The organism is Pseudomonas sp. F01002 (assembly GCF_004402115.1).
Lineage (GTDB): Bacteria > Pseudomonadota > Gammaproteobacteria > Pseudomonadales > Pseudomonadaceae > Aquipseudomonas > Aquipseudomonas frigoris.
On sequence record NZ_SOPU01000015.1, the window covers coordinates 452,463 to 473,540 of the forward strand.

Below are 21,078 nucleotides of genomic sequence, written 5' to 3' on the forward strand. Positions count from 1 at the left end.
GAGCCTGCGTTAGTCTGACCGTTCTTTGCTGTCTGCCGAGCTTTCCATGCCTGACCTGCTTGACCGCTACCCGCTGACGGCGGGCACTTATCACGAACTGCTCGACGACAGCGGCGCGGTGCGCCCGCACTGGCGTCGGTTGTTCGACCAACTGCAACGCAGCACACCAACGCAATTGGTGCAGCGTCAGGCGCTGCTGACCCGGCAGATCCAGGAAAACGGCGTGACTTACAACGTCTACGCTGACCCCAAGGGTGCCGATCGGCCGTGGGAACTCGATCTGCTACCGCATGTGATTGCTGCTGATGAATGGCAGCAGTTATCGGCCGGTATCGCCCAACGGGCACGCTTGCTCAATGCTGTGCTCGCAGATTTGTACGGCCCGCAACGCTTGATCGCCGAGGGCTTGCTGCCTGCTGAGCTGGTCTTCGGCCACAACAACTTCCTCTGGCCCTGTCAGGGTATCACGCCGCCCGACGGGGCTTTTCTGCACCTGTACGCCGTGGATCTGGCGCGTACACCCGACGGTCGCTGGTGGGTCACGGCGGACCGGACGCAAGCACCATCCGGTGCCGGTTATGCGCTGGAAAACCGCACCATCGTGTCCCGGGCCTTTCCCGAGTTGTACCGCGATTTGAAAGTGCAGCACCTGGCCGGATTCTTCCGCACGCTTCAGGAAACCCTGGCCCGACAGGCGCCGAGTGATGACGAAGCGCCGCTGATCGTGCTGCTGACACCGGGACGTTTCAACGAAAGCTATTTCGAACATCTGTATCTGGCGCGTCAGCTCGGTTATCCACTGGTAGAGGGCGGCGACCTGACCGTCCGGGATGCCACGGTCTACCTGAAAACCTTGAGCGGACTGCGCCGGGTCCACGCGATCATGCGGCGGCTCGACGATGACTTCTGCGATCCGCTTGAGCTGCGCACCGACTCGGCCCTTGGCGTGCCGGGATTGCTGGAAGCGGTGCGCCAAGGGCGAGTGCTGGTGGCCAATGCCCTCGGCAGCGGCGTGCTGGAGTCGCCGGGATTGTTGGGTTTCCTGCCGAAGATCAATCAATTCCTGTTCGGCGAAGAACTGATTCTGCCCTCCATCGCGACCTGGTGGTGCGGTGAAGCACCGGTGCTGGCTCAGGCCCTGGAAAAATTGCCGGAGTTGTTGATCAAACCGGCTTTCCCGTCACAGAGCTTCACGCCAGTATTTGGGCGCGATTTGAGTGAAAAACAGCGTCAGGAACTGGCTGAGCGCATGCAGGCCAGGCCTTACGCCTATGTGGCGCAAGAATTGGCTCAGCTTTCTCAAGCCCCGATCTGGCAGGCTGAAGAGGGTCATCTGCAACCCCGGGCCATCGGCATGCGTGTGTACGCCGTGGCCAGCCGTGAGGGTTATCGGGTTCTGCCCGGCGGCCTTACCCGGGTTGCCGCCGAGGCTGACGCCGAAGTGGTGTCGATGCAGCGCGGTGGCGCGAGCAAAGACACCTGGGTGTTGGGCGATCGCCCGCCGAGTGGTGAGCAATGGAAAACCCAGCGTACGATCGGTGTGCACGACCTGGTAAGACGTGATCCGTACCTGCCGTCGCGGGTGGTGGAAAACCTGTTCTGGTTCGGGCGTTACTGCGAGCGCTGTGATGACAGCGCGCGGCTGCTGCGAATCATGCTGGCTCGGTATGTCGATGGCGATGACCCGCAAGCCCTGGAGGCGGCGGTCGATCTGGGCGAACGATTGATGTTGTTGCCCGATGAAGGCGAGTTGCCGGAGCGTTTGCTGGCGGCATTGCTCGGCGATGACTGGTCGTTCAGTCTGCGCTCCAACCTGCAACGTTTGCAGTGGGCGGCCTCGCAAGTGCGCGGCAAGCTCTCGCGGGAAAACTGGCAAGCGCTGGTGGAGCTGCAGCGCGAAGCCATGGAGCTGGAAGCCGAAGAGCCGGATTTCGGCGAATTGCTGGATTTCCTCAACCGTTTGGTGATGTCCCTGGCGGCGTTATCCGGTTTCGCCCTCGACGACATGACCCGGGACGAAGGCTGGCGCTTCCTGATGATCGGCCGCCGGATCGAACGTCTGCAGTTTCTCAGCGCCAGCCTGGCGGCGTTTCTGCGCGGTGCCGGTGCATTCGATCAGGCCGGACTGGAGTGGCTGCTGGAGCTGGGCAACAGCAGCATCACTTACCGTTCGCGGTATCTGGCGGTGGCGCAACTGATCCCGGTGCTTGACCTGTTGCTGCTCGACGAGCAGAACCCCCACGCCGTGCTGTTTCAGTTGAAACTGGTGACTCGAACCTTGAAACGCTTGAATGACGACTTCGGTGTGCCTCGCGAAGCGGGCTTGCCGCAGTTGGTGGAACGCTTGGCACAGTTCGATCTGGGATGCCTGGAGAACTCGCTGTTCGGCGAAGCCAGCGTTCGGGCAGCCATTGAGGGGCTAGCCGACCTGTTGCAAGAAATCGCCGACGCCAGTGGGCAAGTGTCGGATCGTCTGGCCTTGCGCCATTTCGCCCACGTCGATGACGTCAGCCAGCGCACGGTGTCCGTCTGATGAGCGCCCATTACCAGATTCTCCACGACACCCATTACCACTACGACAGCCCGGTCTCTCTGGCTCAGCAGCTCGCGCACCTATGGCCGCGGGCGTGTGCCTGGCAGCGCTGCACCGAGCAGCAACTGCAGATCAGTCCCGACCCGACTACGCGCCGCGATGAACTGGATGTGTTCGGCAATCCGCTGACCCGGTTGGCGTTCGAGCGGCCGCACGATGAATTGCTGGTCAACGCCCGGCTCACCGTCGAAGTGCTGGCCCGGCCTGCGCTGGATTTCAATCAATCCCCCGCGTGGGAAGAAACCCGCAATGCGCTGACCTACAGCAGTCTGCCGCTTTCCCCCGAATTGCTGGAAGCATGTCGTTACCGGTTCGAATCACCCTACGTGCATTTGAAGCGCAACTTCGTCGAGTTTTCCGAAAGCTGTTTCCCAGCGGGTCGGCCGCTGCTGTTGGGTGTTCAGGCGCTGATGGAGAAGATTTTCAGCGAATTCACCTTCGACGCTGAAGCGACCCAAGTGGCGACACCGCTGGTGGAAGTGCTGGAGCGCCGGCGCGGTGTTTGTCAGGACTTCGCGCATCTGATGCTCGCCTGCGTACGCTCCCGTGGATTGGCGGCGCGCTACATCAGTGGCTACCTGCTGACCCAGCCACCACCCGGGCAGCCTCGATTGATCGGCGCGGACGCGTCTCATGCCTGGGTCTCGGTGTTTTGCCCGGTACTCGGTTGGGTGGATTTCGACCCGACCAACAACGTGCAGCCGGCGCTGGAACACATCACCTTGGCCTGGGGCCGGGATTTCTCCGATGTCTCACCGTTGCGTGGGGTGATTCTGGGTGGCGGCAACCATGACCCCGAAGTCCGTGTCACCGTAATGCCGCTGGACTAACGCAGATCCCCTGTGGGAGCGGGCTTGCTCGCGAAAGCGGTGTGTCAGTCGATATTAATGTTGAATGACACACCGCTTTCGCGAGCAAGCCCGCTCCCACAGTGGAGATGTGTAAATAGTTTCTAGATGGGGGTATTTCAGAGGGGACTGTGAGGGTCAGCAAAGTGACTGCTGACCCTGGACACAGATCCGGTGGGCCTGATCAGATCATCGGGCCCTGAGGGTCTCAGGCGTCGGGCGCCTGATCTTTCGGTGCTTCAACATCATCTTCTGCGGCCACTTCACCTTCTGCATCCGGGTTCAGTGCGGCGGCTTCTTCTTCAGCTGTAGCTTTCTTGCGCTGAAGCTTTTCCTCTTTCTTCTGCTCCTTGGCCAAGTCTCTCTGACGTTTGGCGAAGGAATAATTGGGTTTAGCCATGGGCGATCCTCTGGGGTCGAAGGTGAGGTTGAGCGGCGCGTATTCTGCCCTGTATCGATGCCCAGCCGTTAGTTGGGTTTTTGCTCGGCCCATTTTGGCAGTACCGAGGGTTGCCAGGCGTCCAGTGCATCGAGCAAGGTCTGCGGCGATTCGCTCACTTGCAGCATGTCACGGTGCGGTTCACGAACGAAGCCTTCGCCGACGATATGATCGAGAAAAGAGGTCAATTTGCTGTAGAAGCCGTTCACTTCCAGCAGCCCCAGCGGTTTGCCGTGGTAGCCGAGCTGGCCCCAGGTCCAGACTTCGAACAGTTCTTCCAGTGTGCCCAGGCCACCGGGGAGGGCGATAAAGGCGTCACTGAGCTCGGCCATCCGCGCCTTGCGCGCATGCATGCCGTCGACCACTTCCAGGCGAGTCAGGCCGCTGTGACCGATTTCCTTGTCTTTGAGGCTTTGCGGGATGATCCCGATCACTTCACCGCCGGCCGCCAGCGCAGCATCGGCGACGATGCCCATCAGCCCGACGGCACCGCCGCCATAGACCAGAGTCAGCTTACGCCCGGCCAATGCTCGCCCCAAGGCGACAGCCGCTTCACGATAAGCCGGGTTGGTGCCAGTGCTGGCACCGCAAAATACACAAACGGACGCTAAAGACATGCCTTACTCCATGGTCAGGATGGCCACAGAGTAAAGGCAGGCACGCAGCGTTCCAAGGTCTACACTTCGCGTTCAGGTGTTTCACAGGTTCCGCTGGCGCCACAGGCGTAGGCGGCGAGCAAGCTGCGCAACAGGCTGTTAAGGGACATGACTGACGCTCCAGATGGGTGAGGACGACCTGATGATAGGGCCGCCCCAGACGTCTGGCTGGTAGATTGTTTCGATAGGTGTCATAGCCCGAAAGTTGTATACAATTTTTGATTCAGGTCATAGGAACTTGCGAAGTTTTCAGGCAGTCTTCTGTCCATTCGCACTTTTGTTAACCCTGCCTTGGAGATTCACCATGTTTGCCAAACTTGTTGCGGTATCCCTGCTGACACTGGCCAGCAGCCAATTGATGGCTGCTGAATGCAAGGTCACTGTCGATTCGACTGATCAAATGTCCTTCGATACCAAGGAAATCAGCATCGACAAGAGCTGTAAGACGTTCACCGTGGAGCTGAAACACTCCGGCAACCTGCCGAAAAACGTCATGGGTCATAACTGGGTGCTGAGTAAAGAGGCTGATATGCAGCCGATCGCCACTGCGGGCCTGGCCGCAGGCATCGAAAAGAACTACCTGCCGGAAGGTGACGCGCGCATCATCGCCCACACCAAAATCATCGGCGCCAAGGAAACCGACTCGGTGACCTTCGACGTATCGAAGCTCGATGCTGCCGAGAAGTACGGTTTCTTCTGCTCGTTCCCTGGCCACATCTCGATGATGAAAGGCACTGTTGTCCTGAAGTAATAGAATCGTTCTCATAAAAAAAGCGTCCGCTCGGGACGCTTTTTTTTGCTCATTTTTGGGCCAGCCCGAATCCTTGTAGGAGCTGTCGAGTGAAACGAGGCTGCGATCTTTTGATCTTGCTTTTAAGATCACAATCAAAAGATCGCAGCCTCGTTTCACTCGACAGCTCCTACAAGTTTCTACAGGGGCAGAGTCAAGGCGCGAACGGCATCACTCGCTTGTGATGGGTCTTTTTATACGTGTCACAAATAATCTTGAGCGCTTCCTCACGCACCGGCTCGCCGTGCAGGAACGCGTCGATCTCGGCATAGGTCACGCCGTGGGACGCTTCGTCCGGTTTGCCGGGCGACAGGTCTTCAAGGTCGGCCGTCGGGATTTTTTCCACCAGCGACTCCGGCGCGCCGAAGCTGCGGGCGATGTTGCGGACCTGGTTTTTCACCAGGCCGCTCAGTGGCGCCAGGTCGCACGCGCCATCACCGAACTTGGTGAAGAAACCCATCACCGCTTCCGCCGCGTGGTCAGTGCCGATCACCAGGCCGTGGGCCGCGCCGGCGATGGTGTATTGGGCGACCATGCGCATCCGCGCCTTGGTGTTGCCGAGTACGAAATCCACCGAGACTGCATGCTTGCCTTCAAAGGCCGCTACTTCAATGGCCAGGGCTTTGACCGCCGGGCCGATGTTTACGGTGTGGCGCTCGTCCGGGGCGATGAAATCCACCGAGGCCTGGGCGTCGTGTTCGTCGAACTGGGTTTCGTACGGCAGGCGCACAGCGATGAACTTGTAGCTGTTGTCGCCTGTGCGGGTGCGCAGTTCGCGCATGGCACGCTGGGCCAACAGGCCGGCGGTCAGGGAATCGACGCCGCCGCTGATGCCGAGAACCAAGGTCTTGAGCCCGGAATTGACCAGGCAATCCTGGATGAAGGTAATCCGCCGGGCGACTTCAGCCTCGAGGGCGGCCTGGTCGGCGAACGGCGGCTGGACCTTGAGCTGTTCAGCAATCTCACGCTGTTCGGCTTGCATGAATTCACTCCTTGCTAGATGTGCTTGATGTGCTGGAAAGGGCGGCAGGTACTTTGAAAACGTGTCGCAAATAGGCGACGAAATTCGGGTCTTTACAGTGAGTCTTGCCAGGCTCATCGGAAATCTTTGCCACGGGCTGGCCGTTGCAGGCGGCCATTTTAAGCACGATGCTCATCGGTTCAACACCCGGAATATCGCACGTCAGGTTGGTGCCGATGCCAAAGCTGACATTGATCCGACCGCGCAACGCCCGAAAAATCTCCAGGGACTTGGGCAGCGTCAGGCTGTCGGAGAACACCAGCGTCTTGCTCATCGGGTCGATGCCGAGCTTGTGATAGTGCGCAATGGCCTTTTCTGCCCAGAGCACCGGATCACCGGAATCATGGCGCAGGCCGTCAAACAGCTTGGCGAAGTACAGATCGAAATCATTGAGGAAGGCATCGGTGGTGATGCAGTCGGTGAGGGCGATCCCCAACAGGCCGCGGTACTCGCGGACCCAGCAATCGAGGGCGGCAATCTGACTGTCGATCAGCCGCGGGCCGAGTTGCTGATGGGCCATGATCCATTCGTGGGCCATGGTGCCCAACGGCTTCATGTCCAGCTCCCGTGAAAGGTGCACGTTGCTGGTGCCGACAAAACGACCGGGGAAATCGTGCTTGAGCACGTTCACCACTTCTTCCTGCACGCGGTACGAGAAGCGACGACGAGTGCCGAAATCGGCGACCTGCAATTCGGACAATTCCTCCGCGCTTGCGTTGGCGGTGAGCCAGTCGAACTTGCGGTAGAGCTGCTCGCGCGCCTGCTCCAGCACGACCTCACGGTAGCGATAGCGGTTACGCACCTCGCTGACGATGGACAGCAGCGGCACTTCGAACAGGATCACATGCAGCCATGGCCCGCGCAGGCGGATGAACAGCTCGCCGTTTTCGATACCGGTGTGGACGTAGCGCAGATTGAAGCGGAACAACCCGAGAAAGCGCAGGAAATCCGGCTTCATGAAGCTGATGCGCTCCATGAAACTCAACTGGTCGGCGCTCAGGCTCAACTCGGCAAGGCGCTCGATCTGGAAGCGGATTTCCGCCAGATACGGGCGCAAATCTTCACTGTTACGGCAACGAAACTCCCATTCGACTTCCACATTCGGGTAGTTGTGCAGCACCGCCTGCATCATCGTCAGTTTGTAGAAGTCGGTGTCGAGCAGGTTCTGCACGATGCGATCGCCAAACACGCTCTCGCTCATAACGGGGTTCTCCAGGCTGGCCACGGCCCGTGGCGGCGACGTTGCAGCTGTTTCAATGAATGGGGCTAGTGGCGCATATCAGTGGCCCGGTTTGCCAGCCTTTTTTGCAGTAGCATCGATTTCTGGCGGATTTCATGGGCTGTCGAAGGCGACAGCACTTGTTTGAACAATTCGGAGGGGGCTCAACTATCGGGGTAGCGTCAACCGCGGCTTGGACGACCAACGCAAGGCTTTCCCAGCTTCTTAAATACCCATCAAGGTGCGAGTAACTAGGGATAAGGCCGGTTTCAATTGCTTTTCTCATTGCAGCCTTAAGCATTTCATTAGTTGCAGGGGTAGCCATGATCTCACTCCGCCTTCAAGGTGATTTGTTCCAGTGTGTCGACACCATCCTGCAGTAATACATAAGCCGGAAGTATTAGCCGGTATAGATCAATGTCAGCGGTATGCTTTATGGTTACTGATGTGAGTGTTTCTAAAAGACTGGTGGCGGTTCGAATCCTGAAGCAGGCATTTTCAAAGAGGTGATTTGGGGTTATGTGTGTATCTATACAAAGCACCGGAACTTCGGAAGTGTTGGATTTAAGAGGGCGATAACGATTCATTAACAATCTCCTTAAGAGTTTTTAATCGTGTTTGAATAGTGAAATCTATTGTTTGTAGATAGCCAATAATTGTTGCTAAGTTTCGCTGCTGAGCCGTTGCGGGTTCGCAATGGCTCAGAGTTTTTTTCATTTATGCCGATTGCGGATATGTGCAGTTACGTGAAAGGTGGGCAGGATGCTTTAACGTGTTCTGGTCATTCTCTATCGCCGGCCAAGCCCTAAAATCGAGATCCAGATCCTTGAACTTGCTGGAGTCGAACACTGGATTCTTGACTCCTGCGCGACGTTGCTCGTCATAGTCGTTCAAGATGCGCATGCCAATGTTAAACAGTAAGGCCATGGCTATAAGGTTGACGAAGGCAAGAAGTGTCATGGTGATGTCGGCAAATGCGAGTACGGTGGAAAGGTCTTCAATCGAGCCCCAGAACACCAGCGCCAACACCAGTGCGCGGTAGATGAGCAAGGTTTTTCGGGGCTCACCGAACATGAACCGCAAGCTGTTTTCGCCCAAATAGTAGTTATAGAGCATTGCGGTAAATACAAATAATGTCAGCGCCACGCTAATAAACATTCGACCCCACTCGCCAACGATGGCTGCCAGCGAGTTTTGTGCAAGCGCAATGCCGTCGCCTTCGAAACCGGGTGTATAGAAACCGGATAACAGGATGACCAATGCTGTGCAGGTGCAGATGACGAAGGTATCGATAAAAACACTCAGTGCTTGCACCACGCCTTGGCTTATCGGATGTTCGACTTTGGCCACCGAAGCAACGTTGGGGGCGCTGCCCAGGCCCGCTTCATTGGAAAATACACCGCGCCTCACACCCATGATTATTGCAGTGCCGAGTAGTCCGCCGAACGCTTGATCCAGGCCGAACGCGCTCTTGACGATAGTCATTAACATCGAGGGCACCTGCTCCGATTGCAGGACAATTACATAGAGCGTGACCCCGACGTAGGCGAGAACTTTAAGCGGTACCAGCAGGTCGGCTACAGCTGCTATTCGTTTGATCCCACCCACAAATACAACAGCCAGCATCACCGACAATGCCAACCCCGACCAAGTGGTCGAAATGTCGAAAGCATCCTTAAGCGAGTGCGATACGGCATGAGCCTCCAGGCCATTGATTGCAAAACCGAAGGTCACCAACAACAAGAGGGCGGCAATTATTCCTAGCCATCGTTTACCCAGACCATGCTGGATGTACCAGGATGGACCACCACGATAAAGACCGTTGCCGTCGCTACGTTTGTAGAGTTGTCCAAGAGCGCATTCGAAAAAACTGCTCGACATGCCCAAGAGCGCGGTCATCCACATCCAGAACACGGCCCCTGGCCCACCCATGCTCACGGCGATGCCGACACCAACGATGTTGCCCGTCCCGACTCGACCTGCGAGGCTGAGGGTTAATGCCTGTAATGAGCTCAGATGATGATTGCCTGTGCGCCAACTGCCGCGCAATACCGATAGCATGTGAAAAAAATACCTGAACTGGACAAATCTTGATCGGATGGTGAAGTAGCCTCCCAAACCGAGGACCAATGGAATAAGGATTTTTCCGGAGAGAAAGTCATTAATGACTTCAAGCATTGAGTGCTCCCTGCTGTTTTTAGAGTAGTGGCGAATTGTTCGGCTTTTGTTGGCTGTCTTGAGAAAACCTCAAGGCTCGTAATATCCGGTTATCGTATCGCTGAGTGCAATTTCGCGACTTGCTTAAAAATGATGCGAGTTGCTGCTATGTTTGAGCCTTCTAGCACTATTGTGATGAGCTGATATGCGTGAATTTTTTCCGAATAACTTAAGACAGCTATGCAGCCACTACCGATCTATCGCGGAGGTTTGTAGGAGACTTCGTATTAATCGAGGGCAGTTTAATAAGTACTTGAGTGGGAATAGTCTTCCGACACCGTTTAATCTTAAACGGATCTGTGATTTTTTTGGGGTTGAAGAGTACGAGATGTATTTGCCGAGGGAGCAATTCATCACGCTCATTGGCGTTAAATCCAAGAAAATCAAACCCTCGGACGAGATGGCAGCGCCTCAGCGCATGCTTGCTCACCTTCGCAGACAGTCTTCGTCGCAGCTCAAGGCCTATTGTGGTTATTACTACGAGTACTACTACGCGATGACAGAGCCAGGTTGCATTCTGTGTTCATTGGTGCACATAAGGGAGGAGGGCCAACATTTCGTGTATGAACGAAATGAGCGGATACAGATTGGTGGGGCAGAGGGGACATTTGAGCGGTATCGATACGTTGGGGTTGCCTACTATCTACAGGATCGCTTGTTCCTGCTCGACTATGAGTCGCTGACGTCCAACGAGATCAGTCAGACCATTCTTATTCCAAACTACAAAAGCCGGATTATTCGACTCAATGGCTTGAAGATGGGTGTTTCAGCGGCCGACCATCGCACTCCGGCATGTTCGCGGGTGGTTTGGGAGTATTTGGGGCGAGAGATCAATCGAGTCAATGCGTATCGCAAGGTGCGGCTGTACAGAATGGATGATCCCTCCATCGATGAGGACCTGCGCGGACGCCTCGCTCAGACCAAAATCGTCGACGGCCTCTTTGGTATTGCGTGACGCCACTATGAGCCTGACAACCCGGGTTGTTGGCTCATAGGGTCGACCCAACGGGGGCAAGCCCCCTCGCCACAGGTGTTGTGTCAGGTCTCAACTCTGCGGCGCATCCGGGTTATCGATCTGTTCCAGCATCCACTTCACAAAATCCCGCACCTTCGGCACTTCCGCCGAATGCTCCGGATACGCCAGGTAATAGGCATCGGTGCTGGGCATCGCGTGCTGCCAGGGTATGACCAGTTTGCCGTCGGCCAATTCCTCTTCCACCAGAAACCGCGGCAACAGCGCCACACCGCAGCCGACCTGGGCTGCGCGGATGCACATGTAAAAGGTTTCGAAACGCGGGCCGTGGTAGCTGTGTTCGGTGTGGTAGCCCTGACTGTCGAACCAGTCGTGCCAGGCCTGGGGCCGGGAGGCGTTTTGCAGCAGGACCAGGTCGGTGAGTTGCGTAGGATCGGTGAACGGCGTGTTCGGCAGGCTGCCTGGTGCGCAGACCGGCACCAGCTCTTCGCCGAACAGCTTCAGGCATTCAGTGCCGGGTCGTGAGCCCTGGCCGAAATAAAACGCCAGGTCGCTGCGACCTTGCAGCAGATCGTCGGCTTCCTGTTCGCTGCACAGGTCCAGATGGATCGAGGGATGGCGCAGGCGCCAGCCTTTCAAGCGTGGCACTAGCCAGCGCGCGCCGAAGGTCGGAGGCGTCGAGACGCGCAGGACTTCGGTTTCACCGCCGTAGGAGCGCAGGTAGTGGGTCGACATCTCGACCTGCGTGAGGATTTTTCGTACCTCCACCAGATACAAATCACCGGCCGGGGTCATTTGCAGGCGTCGGCGTACCCGGCGGAACAACAGGTGCTGCAGCAATTCTTCGAGTTGCGCGACCTGTTTGCTGACAGCGCTCTGGGTCAGGTTCAGCTCTTCAGCCGCCCGGGTGAAGCTCAAATGCCGGGTTACGGCCTCAAAACACTGCAGCGCGGTGATCGACGGCAAGTAGCGTTTATTCAGCATTGGTTGTCCTTTTTCTTGTTTCTTTCTTACCAGCAATTCGCAGCATGAATAAACGGAATGATATCTCTCTTAAAGGTCGTTTGTTGGGTAACGTCGGGAGCGCTAAAACTACAGGCCTCACCAGCCGAATTAATCCGGCTGCACGTTTTCTGTTTTTCGCTTGAGGAGTGACCCATGGTTGCCGCATTGCTTGATCGTCTTGGTGTGAACCCGGCCCTGTACCAGAACGGCAAAGTGCCGGTGCATTCGCCGATCGATGGCAGCCAGATCGCCGCCGTGAACTGGGAAGGCGCCGCTGAAGTCGAGCAGCACATCAGTCGTGCAGATCATGCGTTCGAATTGTGGCGCAAGGTCCCGGCCCCGCGCCGTGGCGAACTGGTCCGCCAACTGGGCGATATCTTGCGTGAATACAAGGCCGACCTCGGCGAGCTGGTGTCCTGGGAAGCCGGCAAGATCACTCAGGAAGGTCTGGGTGAAGTTCAGGAAATGATCGACATCTGTGATTTCGCCGTCGGCCTGTCCCGTCAGCTGTACGGTTTGACCATCGCTTCCGAGCGTCCTGGCCACCACATGCGCGAAACCTGGCACCCGCTGGGCGTCGTCGGCGTCATCAGTGCGTTCAACTTCCCGGTCGCGGTCTGGGCCTGGAACACTGCGCTGGCGCTGGTCTGCGGCAACCCGGTGATCTGGAAGCCATCGGAGAAAACCCCGCTGACTGCCCTGGCCTGCCAGGCGTTGTTCGACCGTGTACTGAAGAACTTCAGCGACGCGCCGCCACACCTGAGCCAAGTCATCATCGGCGGTCGCGATGCCGGCGAAGCCCTGGTCGATGACCCGCGTGTCGCGCTGATCAGCGCCACCGGCAGTACCCGCATGGGCCGCGAAGTGGCACCGAAAATCGCCGCACGTTTCGCTCGTAGCATTCTGGAGCTGGGCGGCAACAACGCAATGATCCTCGGCCCAAGCGCCGACCTGGACATGGCCGTACGGGCCATCCTGTTCAGCGCCGTCGGCACCGCCGGTCAGCGTTGCACCACGCTGCGTCGCCTGATTGCCCATGAATCGGTGAAAGAAGAAATCGTCACCCGCCTGAAGGCCGCGTACTCCAAAGTGCGTATCGGCAACCCACTGGAAGGCAACCTGATTGGTCCACTGATCGACAAGCACAGCTTCGAAAACATGCAGGATGCGCTAGAGCAGGCCTTGAGCGAAGGCGGCCGGGTGTTCGGTGGCAAGCGCCAACTGGAAGACAAATTCCCTAACGCTTATTACGTCTCCCCGGCCATCGTCGAAATGCCGGAGCAGAGCGATGTGGTCTGCAGCGAAACCTTCGCGCCGATTCTGTACGTGGTCGGTTACAAGGATTTCGACGAAGCGCTACGCCTGAACAACGCCGTGCCACAAGGCCTGTCCTCGTGCATCTTCACCACTGACGTGCGTGAAGCCGAGCAGTTCATGTCGGCGGTGGGCAGCGACTGCGGCATCGCCAACGTCAACATCGGCCCGAGCGGCGCGGAAATCGGCGGGGCGTTTGGCGGTGAGAAAGAAACGGGCGGTGGTCGTGAGTCCGGTTCCGATGCATGGCGCGGCTACATGCGCCGTCAGACCAACACCGTGAACTATTCGCTGGAGTTGCCGTTGGCTCAGGGCATTACGTTCGACTAAACCTCGAGTCGAACAGTGATCCCCCTGTGGGAGCGGGCTTGCTCGCGAATGCGATCTGTCAGTCGACATTGATGTTGTCTGACACACCGCTTTCGCGAGCAAGCCCGTTCCCACACTGGGAACTGTGTGTTGGTTAGGTTTCTGATTGGAGTCTGGCAATGCCGTTACGCGAAGAGTGTCTGTGGGAAAAACTGACGCCGCAAAGGCCTGATAACGCGGCGCTCAAGGGTGAGGTGACGGTGGATGTCTGCGTCATCGGCGCCGGTTTCACCGGTCTGTCGGCGGCGGTGCATCTGCTGGAAAAAGGCAAAAGCGTCTGTGTACTGGAGGCCCATCGCGCCGGTCATGGCGGTTCGGGGCGCAACGTCGGGCTGGTCAATGCCGGGATGTGGATTCCACCGGACGAGATCGAAGCCGGTTTCGGCGAGGCGGTCGGCAGTCAGCTCAATCGCATGCTCGGTGCGGCACCGTCCCTGGTGTTCAGCCTTGTGGATAAGTACAACATCGATTGCCAGTTACGCCGTGAAGGCACGTTGCACATGGCGCACAACGCCCGTGGCGAAGCGGACTTGCGCAGTCGTGAAGAACAATGGAAGCGTCGCGGCGCGCCGGTGAAATTGCTGACCGGTCAAGCTTGCGAACAAGCGACGGGTACCAAAAAGATCGCCGCTGCGCTGCTTGATCGACGTGCCGGCACGATCAATCCAATGGCCTACACGACGGGGCTGGCCAAAGCGGCCATCGGTCTCGGCGGTCAGTTGTTCGATCATTCCCCGGTGACCCGGCTCGAACGTCAGGGCCAACGCTGGTCGGTACAAACCGCTCAGGGTTCGGTGCTTGCCGAGCAAGTCGTGATTGCCTCGAATGCTTACACCGAAGGTGACTGGACGGAATTGCGGCGCAATTTCTTCCCCGGTTATTACTATCAAGTGGCCTCGGTCCCGCTGACCGAAGAGGCAGCGCAACAAATTCTCCCGGGTGGCCAGGGTTCCTGGGACACCCGCCAGGTCCTCAGCAGTGTTCGTCGCGATAAGGATGGTCGTCTGCTGCTCGGCAGTCTCGGTAATGGCAATCAGAAGCCGACCTGGTTCCTTAAAGCTTGGGCCGACCGGGTTCAGCAGCACTATTTTCCTTACCTCAAACCGGTGGAATGGGAGTGCACCTGGACCGGTTGCATCGCCTTCACCCCCGATCATTTGATGCGTTTGTTCGAGCCGGCGCCCGGTTTAGTGGCAGTCACTGGTTACAACGGCCGGGGCGTCACTACTGGCACTGTCGTCGGCAAAGCCTTTGCCGATTACCTGTGTAACGGAAATCCTCAAGCGCTGCCGATTCCCTTTGCGCCTATGCAGCCATTGGCGGGCGTGGGATTGCGCAGCTGTCTGTACGAGGCCGGATTCTCGCTGTATCACGCAGGCCAGTGCCTGCGGATCGTTATTTGATTGTTGAAATTTGTTGCTGAAAGCGGCGCTTTTTCGCGCAGCGACTAGCCTGTAAAAGGTGCGGGTTGTAGCAGTTGCGCACCAGCAGTGTGCACTTCGGTGACGCACGTTGTTACAGGCTGGTTGCACGTCGTTTGACGCCGCGGTTGCAATGATGGCGCGCTCGGGTTGCGCCTTTAAACATAAATGGTTTCACCTTCCGCGGTTTAGACGGTTGCACGCCCAATGAAAATGGGATCGAAACAGTCGAAATAACAATAAAGCAGCGACTTTTTTCAGAATAAAAAACCGATGGCACGGCCCTTGCTCTGAGCATTCAGGAAGTCGCAGTGCCAACTAAAAAAAACCTTGGAGCACCACCTCATGTCCCAGACGTTTTACAAAAAAGGCTTTTTGGCCCTCGCAGTTGCAACTGCGTTGGGTGTTTCTGCGTTTGCACAGGCTGATGTGAAAATCGGTGTGGCGGGACCAATGACAGGTGCCAACGCGGCATTTGGCGAGCAGTACATGAAGGGTGCACAGGCTGCGGCCGATGCGGTCAACGCAGCGGGTGGCGTAAACGGGGAAAAAATCGTACTGGTCAAAGGCGATGACGCCTGCGAACCGAAACAGGCTGTGACGGTCGCCAAGGACCTGACCAACCAGAAAGTCGCTGGCGTAGTCGGTCACTTCTGCTCCTCTTCGACGATCCCGGCTTCGGAGATCTACGACGAAGCGGGCATCATCGCGATCACTCCAGGCTCCACCAACCCACAAGTTACTGAGCGCGGCCTGGCTGCCATGTTCCGTATGTGCGGTCGTGACGACCAGCAAGGCATTGTGGCCGGCGACTACATCGTCGACGTGCTCAAAGGCAAGAAAGTCGTGGTTCTGCACGACAAAGACACCTACGGCCAAGGTCTGGCGGACGCCACCAAGGCTCAACTGGTCAAGCGCGGCGTAACGCCGGTGTTGTACGAAGGCCTGACCCGCGGCGAGAAAGACTTCAGTGCCGTGGTGACCAAGATCCGTGCGGCCGGTGCCGACGTGGTCTACTTCGGCGGCTTGCACCCGGAAGCCGGTCCACTGGTTCGCCAACTGCGTGAACAGGGCCTCAAAGACGTCAAGTTCATGTCCGATGACGGCATCGTGACCGACGAGCTGGTGACCACCGCCGGTGGCCCGCAGAACGTTGACGGCGTGTACATGACCTTCGGCGCCGACCCACGCCTGCTGCCAGACAGCAAGACGGTAGTGGACGAGTTCCGCAAAAAAGGCACCGAGCCTGAAGGCTACACCCTGTACGCCTACGCTTCGGTCCAGACCCTGGCCGCTGCATTCAACGGTGCCAAGTCCAACAAGGGCGACGACGCTGCCAAATGGCTGAAAGCCAACAAGGTCCAAACCGTGATGGGCGAGAAGACCTGGGACGCCAAGGGCGACCTGAAAGTCTCCGACTACGTGGTTTACCAGTGGGACAAGGACGGCAAATACCACCAACTGGAAAAACAGAAGTGATATGAACTGCTGATGGCTCGGCGCCTTGTGCGCCGGGCCATCAATCAACATGTCCGTGCAGTACCTGTCTTTTCTCGTAGAGCTGCACACAACCGTGTTGCGCCGGCGGCTGAACCCCGGTCCGTCGTACACGGTTTCTGTGCAGTCTCTCAAATGCGTGAGATTGCGTTATGGATGGTATTTTCCTGCAGCAACTGGTCAACGGCCTGACCCTCGGGTCGGTCTATGGCCTGATCGCCATCGGCTACACAATGGTCTATGGCATCATCGGCATGATCAACTTCGCCCACGGCGAGGTTTACATGATTTCCGCTTACCTCGCGGCAATCAGTCTGGCTCTGCTGGCTTACTTCGGTATTGAATCCTTCCCCCTGCTGATGCTCGGCACACTGGTCTTCACCATCATCGTCACGGCGGTGTATGGCTGGGTCATCGAGCGCGTCGCCTACAAACCGTTGCGCAACTCCACACGACTGGCACCGTTGATCAGCGCCATCGGTATTTCCCTGATCCTGCAAAACTATGCACAGATCGCCCAGGGCGCCCGTCAACAAGGCGTGCCCACACTGCTGACCGGTGCATGGCGAGTTGAAGTCGGGACCGGCTTCGTCCAGCTCACCTACACCAAGATCTTCATTCTGGTCGCAGCGTTCGTCGGTATGGGCCTGCTGACCTATGTCATCAAGTACACCAAGCTCGGCCGTATGTGCCGCGCCACCCAGCAAGACCGCAAGATGGCCTCGATCCTGGGGATCAACACCGACCGGGTGATTTCCTATGTGTTCATCATCGGTGCAGCGATGGCGGCCCTGGCCGGCGTTCTGATCACCATGAACTATGGCACGTTCGACTTCTACGCAGGCTTCGTCATCGGGATCAAAGCGTTCACTGCCGCGGTACTCGGCGGGATCGGTTCGCTGCCTGGCGCCATGCTTGGCGGGATTATTCTGGGGATCTCCGAATCACTGTTCTCAGGTCTGGTGAACTCGGACTACAAAGACGTTTTCAGCTTCTCGCTGCTCGTTCTTGTTCTGGTCTTTCGGCCTCAAGGCCTGCTCGGCCGTCCTCTTGTGTCGAAGGTGTAAGCGATGTCTTCAACCACTAAAAAAACCATTGATATCAAAAGAAGCCTGGTTGACGCGATTCTCGCCGGCCTTGTCGCCCTGATTGTGTTCGGCCCGATTGTCGGCATCGTCCTCGACGGCTATGGCTTCAACCTGCAGCCGACCCGCGTGGCATGGATTGTCGCTATCGTCATGGCCGGCCGCTTTGCCTTGAGCCTGTTCCTGCAAACGCCGAAGGGTCTGAGAATTCTCGAAGGCTTTGAAAGCACCGGCTCCGGCGTTCATGTACTGCCGCCTGATTATAAATCCCGGTTGCGCTGGATCATCCCGCTGTTGATCGTCATTGCCGTGGTGTTCCCGTTCTTCTCCAACTCCTACCTGCTGGGCGTGGTCATCCTCGGGTTGATCTACGTATTGCTGGGTCTGGGGCTGAACATTGTGGTCGGCCTGGCCGGTCTGCTCGACCTGGGTTACGTGGCGTTCTACGCCATCGGTGCCTACGGTCTGGCGCTCGGTTACCAATACCTCGGTCTGGGCTTCTGGACGGTGCTGCCGCTGGCGGCGATTACCGCTGGCCTTGCCGGTTGCATCCTCGGTTTCCCGGTGCTGCGCCTGCACGGTGACTATCTGGCGATCGTGACCCTGGGCTTTGGTGAAATCATCCGGTTGATCCTCAATAACTGGTTGTCCCTGACCGGCGGCCCGAATGGTATGGCCGCTCCGTTGCCCACCTTCTTCGGCATCGAGTTCGGCAAAAGGGCGAAAGAGGGCGGGGTGCCGTTCCATGAGTTCTTTGGCATCGCCTACAACCCGGACGTGAAGTATTACTTCATCTACGCGGTGTTGTTCCTGGTGGTATTGGCCGTGTTGCATATCAAGCACCGCTTGACCCGCATGCCGGTCGGTCGTGCCTGGGAAGCCTTGCGTGAAGACGAAATCGCTTGCCGCTCCATGGGGCTGAACCACGTACTGGTCAAACTCTCGGCGTTCACCATCGGTGCATCGACGGCCGGTCTGGCCGGCGTGTTCTTCGCCACCTACCAAGGCTTCGTCAACCCGACCTCATTCACCTTTTTCGAATCGGCATTGATTCTTGCCATCGTGGTACTCGGCGGCATGGGCTCGACCATCGGCGTGGTGATTGCGGCCTTCGTGCTGACCGTCGCCCCGGAACTGCTGCGGGGTTTCGCGGAGTATCGCGTGCTGCTGTTCGGCATCCTGATGGTGTTGATGATGATCTGGCGACCGCGCGGCCTGATTCGGATCAGCCGTACCGGTGTGACCCCGCGTAAAGGAGTAGCGCCATGAGCGAAGTCGTACTCTCGGTCGAGAAACTGATGATGCACTTCGGCGGCATCAAGGCGTTGAACGATGTCAGCCTGAAGGTCAAACGCAACTCGATCTTCGCCCTGATCGGCCCCAACGGCGCCGGCAAGACCACCGTGTTCAACTGCCTGACCGGGTTCTACAAGGCCTCGGGCGGCAAGATCGAACTCAACGTGCGCGGCGAGCAAACCAACGTTATCAAGCTGCTGGGCGAATCATTCAAACCCACCGATTTCGTTTCGCCGAAAGCGTTTGCCAGTCGGATGTTCTACAAAATGTTCGGCGGCACCCACCTGGTGAACCGGGCCGGCCTGGCGCGGACGTTCCAGAACATTCGCCTGTTCAAGGAAATGTCGGTGCTGGAAAACCTGCTGGTGGCCCAACACATGTGGGTCAACCGCAATATGCTGGCCGGCATCCTCAACACCAAGGGTTATCGCAAAGCCGAAAGCGATGCGCTGGACCACGCGTTCTACTGGCTGGAAGTGGTGGACCTGGTGGACTGCGCCAACCGTCTGGCCGGTGAGCTGTCTTACGGTCAGCAGCGCCGTCTGGAAATCGCCCGGGCCATGTGCACCCGGCCGCAGATCATCTGCCTCGACGAACCGGCCGCCGGCCTCAACCCTCAGGAAACCGAAGCGCTGAGCGCGATGATCCGGCTGCTGCGCGACGAGCACGATCTGACCGTGGTGCTGATCGAGCACGACATGGGCATGGTAATGAGCATTTCCGACCACATCGTGGTACTGGACCACGGCATCGTCATCGCCGAGGGCGGCCCCGACGCCATCCGACACGATCCGAAAGTGATTGCGGCCTACCTGGGCGCTGATGAAGAGGAAGTGGTGCTATGAGCCGACCCATCCTCGAACTGAAGGAATTGGATGTGTTCTACGGGCCGATCCAGGCCCTGAAGAAAGTCTCGCTGCACATCAATGAAGGTGAAACGGTCAGCCTGATCGGCTCCAACGGCGCCGGTAAATCGACCCTGCTGATGTCGATTTTCGGTCAGCCGCGTGCGGCGGACGGGGAGATCATCTATCAGGGTGTGGATATCACTCACAAGTCATCCCACTACATCGCGTCCAACGGCATCGCACAATCGCCGGAAGGCCGGCGGGTGTTCCCCGACATGACTGTCGAGGAAAACCTGCTGATGGGCACCATTCCTATCGGTGACAAGTACGCCAAGGAAGACATGCAACGCATGTTCGAGTTGTTCCCGCGACTCGAAGAGCGGCGCACCCAGCGGGCCATGACCATGTCCGGCGGCGAGCAGCAAATGCTCGCCATCGCCCGTGCGCTGATGAGCCGGCCGAAACTGCTGTTGCTTGACGAGCCGAGCTTGGGTCTGGCGCCGATTGTGGTGAAACAGATCTTCGCGACTCTGCGGGAACTGGCGAAAACCGGCATGACGATCTTCTTGGTCGAGCAGAACGCCAACCACGCCCTCAAACTGTCGGACCGGGCGTACGTGATGGTCAACGGCGAGATCCGCCTCACAGGCACCGGCAAGGAGCTGCTGGTTAACGAGGAAGTGCGTAACGCCTATCTCGGCGGGCACTGAGTTCTGTTGAAGTACCCGAAGCCTCGACGAGCAATCGCCGGGGCTTTTTTACACCTCCAAAACACCACTAATCCCTGTGGGAGCGGGCTTGCTCGCGAAGGCGGCGTTCCAGTCACTTTGATGCTGAATGTGCCACCGCATTCGCGAGCAAGCCCGCTCCCACAAGGACGGTGGTGTGCTTTCGGCAAATTGTGGAAAACAAATTTGCCAAGCTCTCAAAGCGCGACATAAAGCCGCTGCAAATAGTTGTTTTGTCACGGTTTTGACTTGTCCCCGTTTGCTGTGGAGCTGGCTGTGAATAACGTGGGAGTAGCTGGCTGAAAGCCTTTGAAACCGTGGCTTTCAGAGTTGTGGTTGTTTTTTGATCAGGCGTTTTTGCGGGACCGAGAGCGGGCTTTGTCAACCTTTTTGTTGGTGACGAAAGCAGGGCGGAATGGAGTGGAGCTGCCTGTGGATAAGTCTGTGGTTAAACTCTGGAAAGACTCGGCTGAAGGCCGTAGTTGCTGGCTTGGCGCCATCGTCGGTATGGTCGGTCAATCGTGCAAAATGCCATGGGCTACACACCCCGCGTTCCAGGGTCAAGCAAAAAAATTTCCAATTTGCCCGCAAAGCCTTGTGCACAGCGGCTTACAGCTTTTCCACTTGCCCCCGGAAACTGTGGACCGGCCTGTGGATAAGGTGCGCGCACATGGCTGTAAGCCACGGCAGGTAAGGCGTGGCAACGTTTGATCGTTTTTTGTACAGCTTCTGCGGTAGTTGCCGCTGTGGGCAAGGCCG

Annotated in this window: 18 protein-coding genes; 11 read left to right on the forward strand and 7 right to left on the reverse strand. The window is 57.7% G+C overall.

What is annotated here, in order from left to right:
• Window positions 1-46 precede the first annotated feature (46 nt).
• Together E3W21_RS11600 and E3W21_RS11605 are read left to right on the forward strand one after the other, a co-directional pair.
• The gene (locus E3W21_RS11600; RefSeq protein ID WP_134419855.1) at window positions 47-2,533 is read left to right on the forward strand and encodes a circularly permuted type 2 ATP-grasp protein; all 2,487 of its coding nucleotides are present in this window, start codon (window positions 47-49) and stop codon (window positions 2,531-2,533) included.
• Entirely contained in the window at window positions 2,533-3,423 is an 891-nt protein-coding gene (locus E3W21_RS11605; RefSeq protein ID WP_134419857.1) for a transglutaminase family protein, read from the forward strand. The genes E3W21_RS11600 and E3W21_RS11605 overlap by 1 nt, the downstream gene beginning before the upstream one ends.
• A gap of 226 nt (window positions 3,424-3,649) precedes the next feature.
• On the opposite strand, the gene E3W21_RS11610 is transcribed toward E3W21_RS11605, so the two are convergent.
• Both E3W21_RS11610 and E3W21_RS11615 read right to left on the reverse strand, forming a co-directional pair.
• Window positions 3,650-3,841 carry a hypothetical protein gene (locus E3W21_RS11610; protein WP_018928487.1) on the reverse strand — a complete coding sequence of 64 codons (192 nt, stop codon included), beginning with the start codon at window positions 3,839-3,841 and terminating at the stop codon, window positions 3,650-3,652.
• A 68-nt stretch (window positions 3,842-3,909) separates the two neighbouring features.
• Window positions 3,910-4,497, reverse strand: a complete 588-nt coding sequence (locus tag E3W21_RS11615; RefSeq protein WP_134419859.1) for a TIGR00730 family Rossman fold protein — start codon at window positions 4,495-4,497, stop codon at window positions 3,910-3,912.
• Between the two features lie 343 nt (window positions 4,498-4,840).
• On the opposite strand from E3W21_RS11615, the gene azu reads away from it, so the two are divergent.
• Entirely contained in the window at window positions 4,841-5,287 is a 447-nt protein-coding gene (azu, locus tag E3W21_RS11620; protein ID WP_046054918.1) for an azurin, read from the forward strand.
• A gap of 193 nt (window positions 5,288-5,480) precedes the next feature.
• Here azu and nadE read toward each other — a convergent pair whose 3' ends face one another.
• The 4 genes from nadE to E3W21_RS11640 all read right to left on the reverse strand — a co-directional run bounded on the left by nadE (window position 5,481) and on the right by E3W21_RS11640 (window position 9,744).
• Entirely contained in the window at window positions 5,481-6,308 is an 828-nt protein-coding gene (nadE, locus tag E3W21_RS11625; protein WP_134419861.1) for an ammonia-dependent NAD(+) synthetase, read from the reverse strand.
• Window positions 6,309-6,312: 4 nt separating this feature from the next.
• Window positions 6,313-7,548, reverse strand: a complete 1,236-nt coding sequence (gene pncB, locus E3W21_RS11630; protein WP_123367628.1) for a nicotinate phosphoribosyltransferase — start codon at window positions 7,546-7,548, stop codon at window positions 6,313-6,315.
• A gap of 347 nt (window positions 7,549-7,895) precedes the next feature.
• Window positions 7,896-8,153, reverse strand: a complete 258-nt coding sequence (locus E3W21_RS11635; RefSeq protein WP_134419863.1) for a hypothetical protein — start codon at window positions 8,151-8,153, stop codon at window positions 7,896-7,898.
• Between the two features lie 130 nt (window positions 8,154-8,283).
• Complete coding sequence (locus tag E3W21_RS11640; RefSeq protein WP_134419865.1) at window positions 8,284-9,744, reverse strand: sodium:alanine symporter family protein; 1,461 nt, start codon at window positions 9,742-9,744, stop codon at window positions 8,284-8,286.
• A 184-nt stretch (window positions 9,745-9,928) separates the two neighbouring features.
• Between E3W21_RS11640 and E3W21_RS11645 the strand changes: the two genes are divergently transcribed.
• Entirely contained in the window at window positions 9,929-10,738 is an 810-nt protein-coding gene (locus E3W21_RS11645) for a helix-turn-helix transcriptional regulator (protein WP_134419867.1), read from the forward strand.
• A gap of 90 nt (window positions 10,739-10,828) precedes the next feature.
• On the opposite strand, the gene E3W21_RS11650 is transcribed toward E3W21_RS11645, so the two are convergent.
• A complete protein-coding gene (locus E3W21_RS11650) occupies window positions 10,829-11,740 on the reverse strand; it encodes a LysR family transcriptional regulator (RefSeq protein ID WP_129438940.1) in 912 nt (303 codons plus the stop codon).
• 174 nt (window positions 11,741-11,914) lie between these two features.
• Here E3W21_RS11650 and E3W21_RS11655 point away from each other — a divergent pair, with 174 nt between their 5' ends.
• The 7 genes from E3W21_RS11655 to E3W21_RS11685 all read left to right on the forward strand — a co-directional run bounded on the left by E3W21_RS11655 (window position 11,915) and on the right by E3W21_RS11685 (window position 20,301).
• Window positions 11,915-13,405: an aldehyde dehydrogenase family protein gene (locus E3W21_RS11655; RefSeq protein ID WP_134419869.1), complete on the forward strand. Its 1,491-nt coding sequence runs from the start codon at window positions 11,915-11,917 to the stop codon at window positions 13,403-13,405.
• A 158-nt stretch (window positions 13,406-13,563) separates the two neighbouring features.
• Window positions 13,564-14,847, forward strand: coding sequence for an FAD-binding oxidoreductase (locus tag E3W21_RS11660; RefSeq protein ID WP_134419871.1), 1,284 nt, complete (start codon window positions 13,564-13,566; stop codon window positions 14,845-14,847).
• A gap of 363 nt (window positions 14,848-15,210) precedes the next feature.
• Entirely contained in the window at window positions 15,211-16,344 is a 1,134-nt protein-coding gene (locus E3W21_RS11665) for a branched-chain amino acid ABC transporter substrate-binding protein (protein WP_033055567.1), read from the forward strand.
• A gap of 170 nt (window positions 16,345-16,514) precedes the next feature.
• Complete coding sequence (locus E3W21_RS11670; protein WP_054044085.1) at window positions 16,515-17,429, forward strand: branched-chain amino acid ABC transporter permease; 915 nt, start codon at window positions 16,515-16,517, stop codon at window positions 17,427-17,429.
• 3 nt (window positions 17,430-17,432) lie between these two features.
• On the forward strand, window positions 17,433-18,716 hold the full coding sequence (gene livM, locus E3W21_RS11675; RefSeq protein WP_129438932.1) for a high-affinity branched-chain amino acid ABC transporter permease LivM: 1,284 nt from the start codon (window positions 17,433-17,435) through the stop codon (window positions 18,714-18,716).
• Window positions 18,713-19,588 carry an ATP-binding cassette domain-containing protein gene (locus E3W21_RS11680; RefSeq protein ID WP_129438930.1) on the forward strand — a complete coding sequence of 292 codons (876 nt, stop codon included), beginning with the start codon at window positions 18,713-18,715 and terminating at the stop codon, window positions 19,586-19,588. The genes livM and E3W21_RS11680 overlap by 4 nt, the downstream gene beginning before the upstream one ends.
• Window positions 19,585-20,301, forward strand: a complete 717-nt coding sequence (locus E3W21_RS11685) for an ABC transporter ATP-binding protein (protein ID WP_129438928.1) — start codon at window positions 19,585-19,587, stop codon at window positions 20,299-20,301. The genes E3W21_RS11680 and E3W21_RS11685 overlap by 4 nt, the downstream gene beginning before the upstream one ends.
• Window positions 20,302-21,078 lie beyond the last annotated feature (777 nt).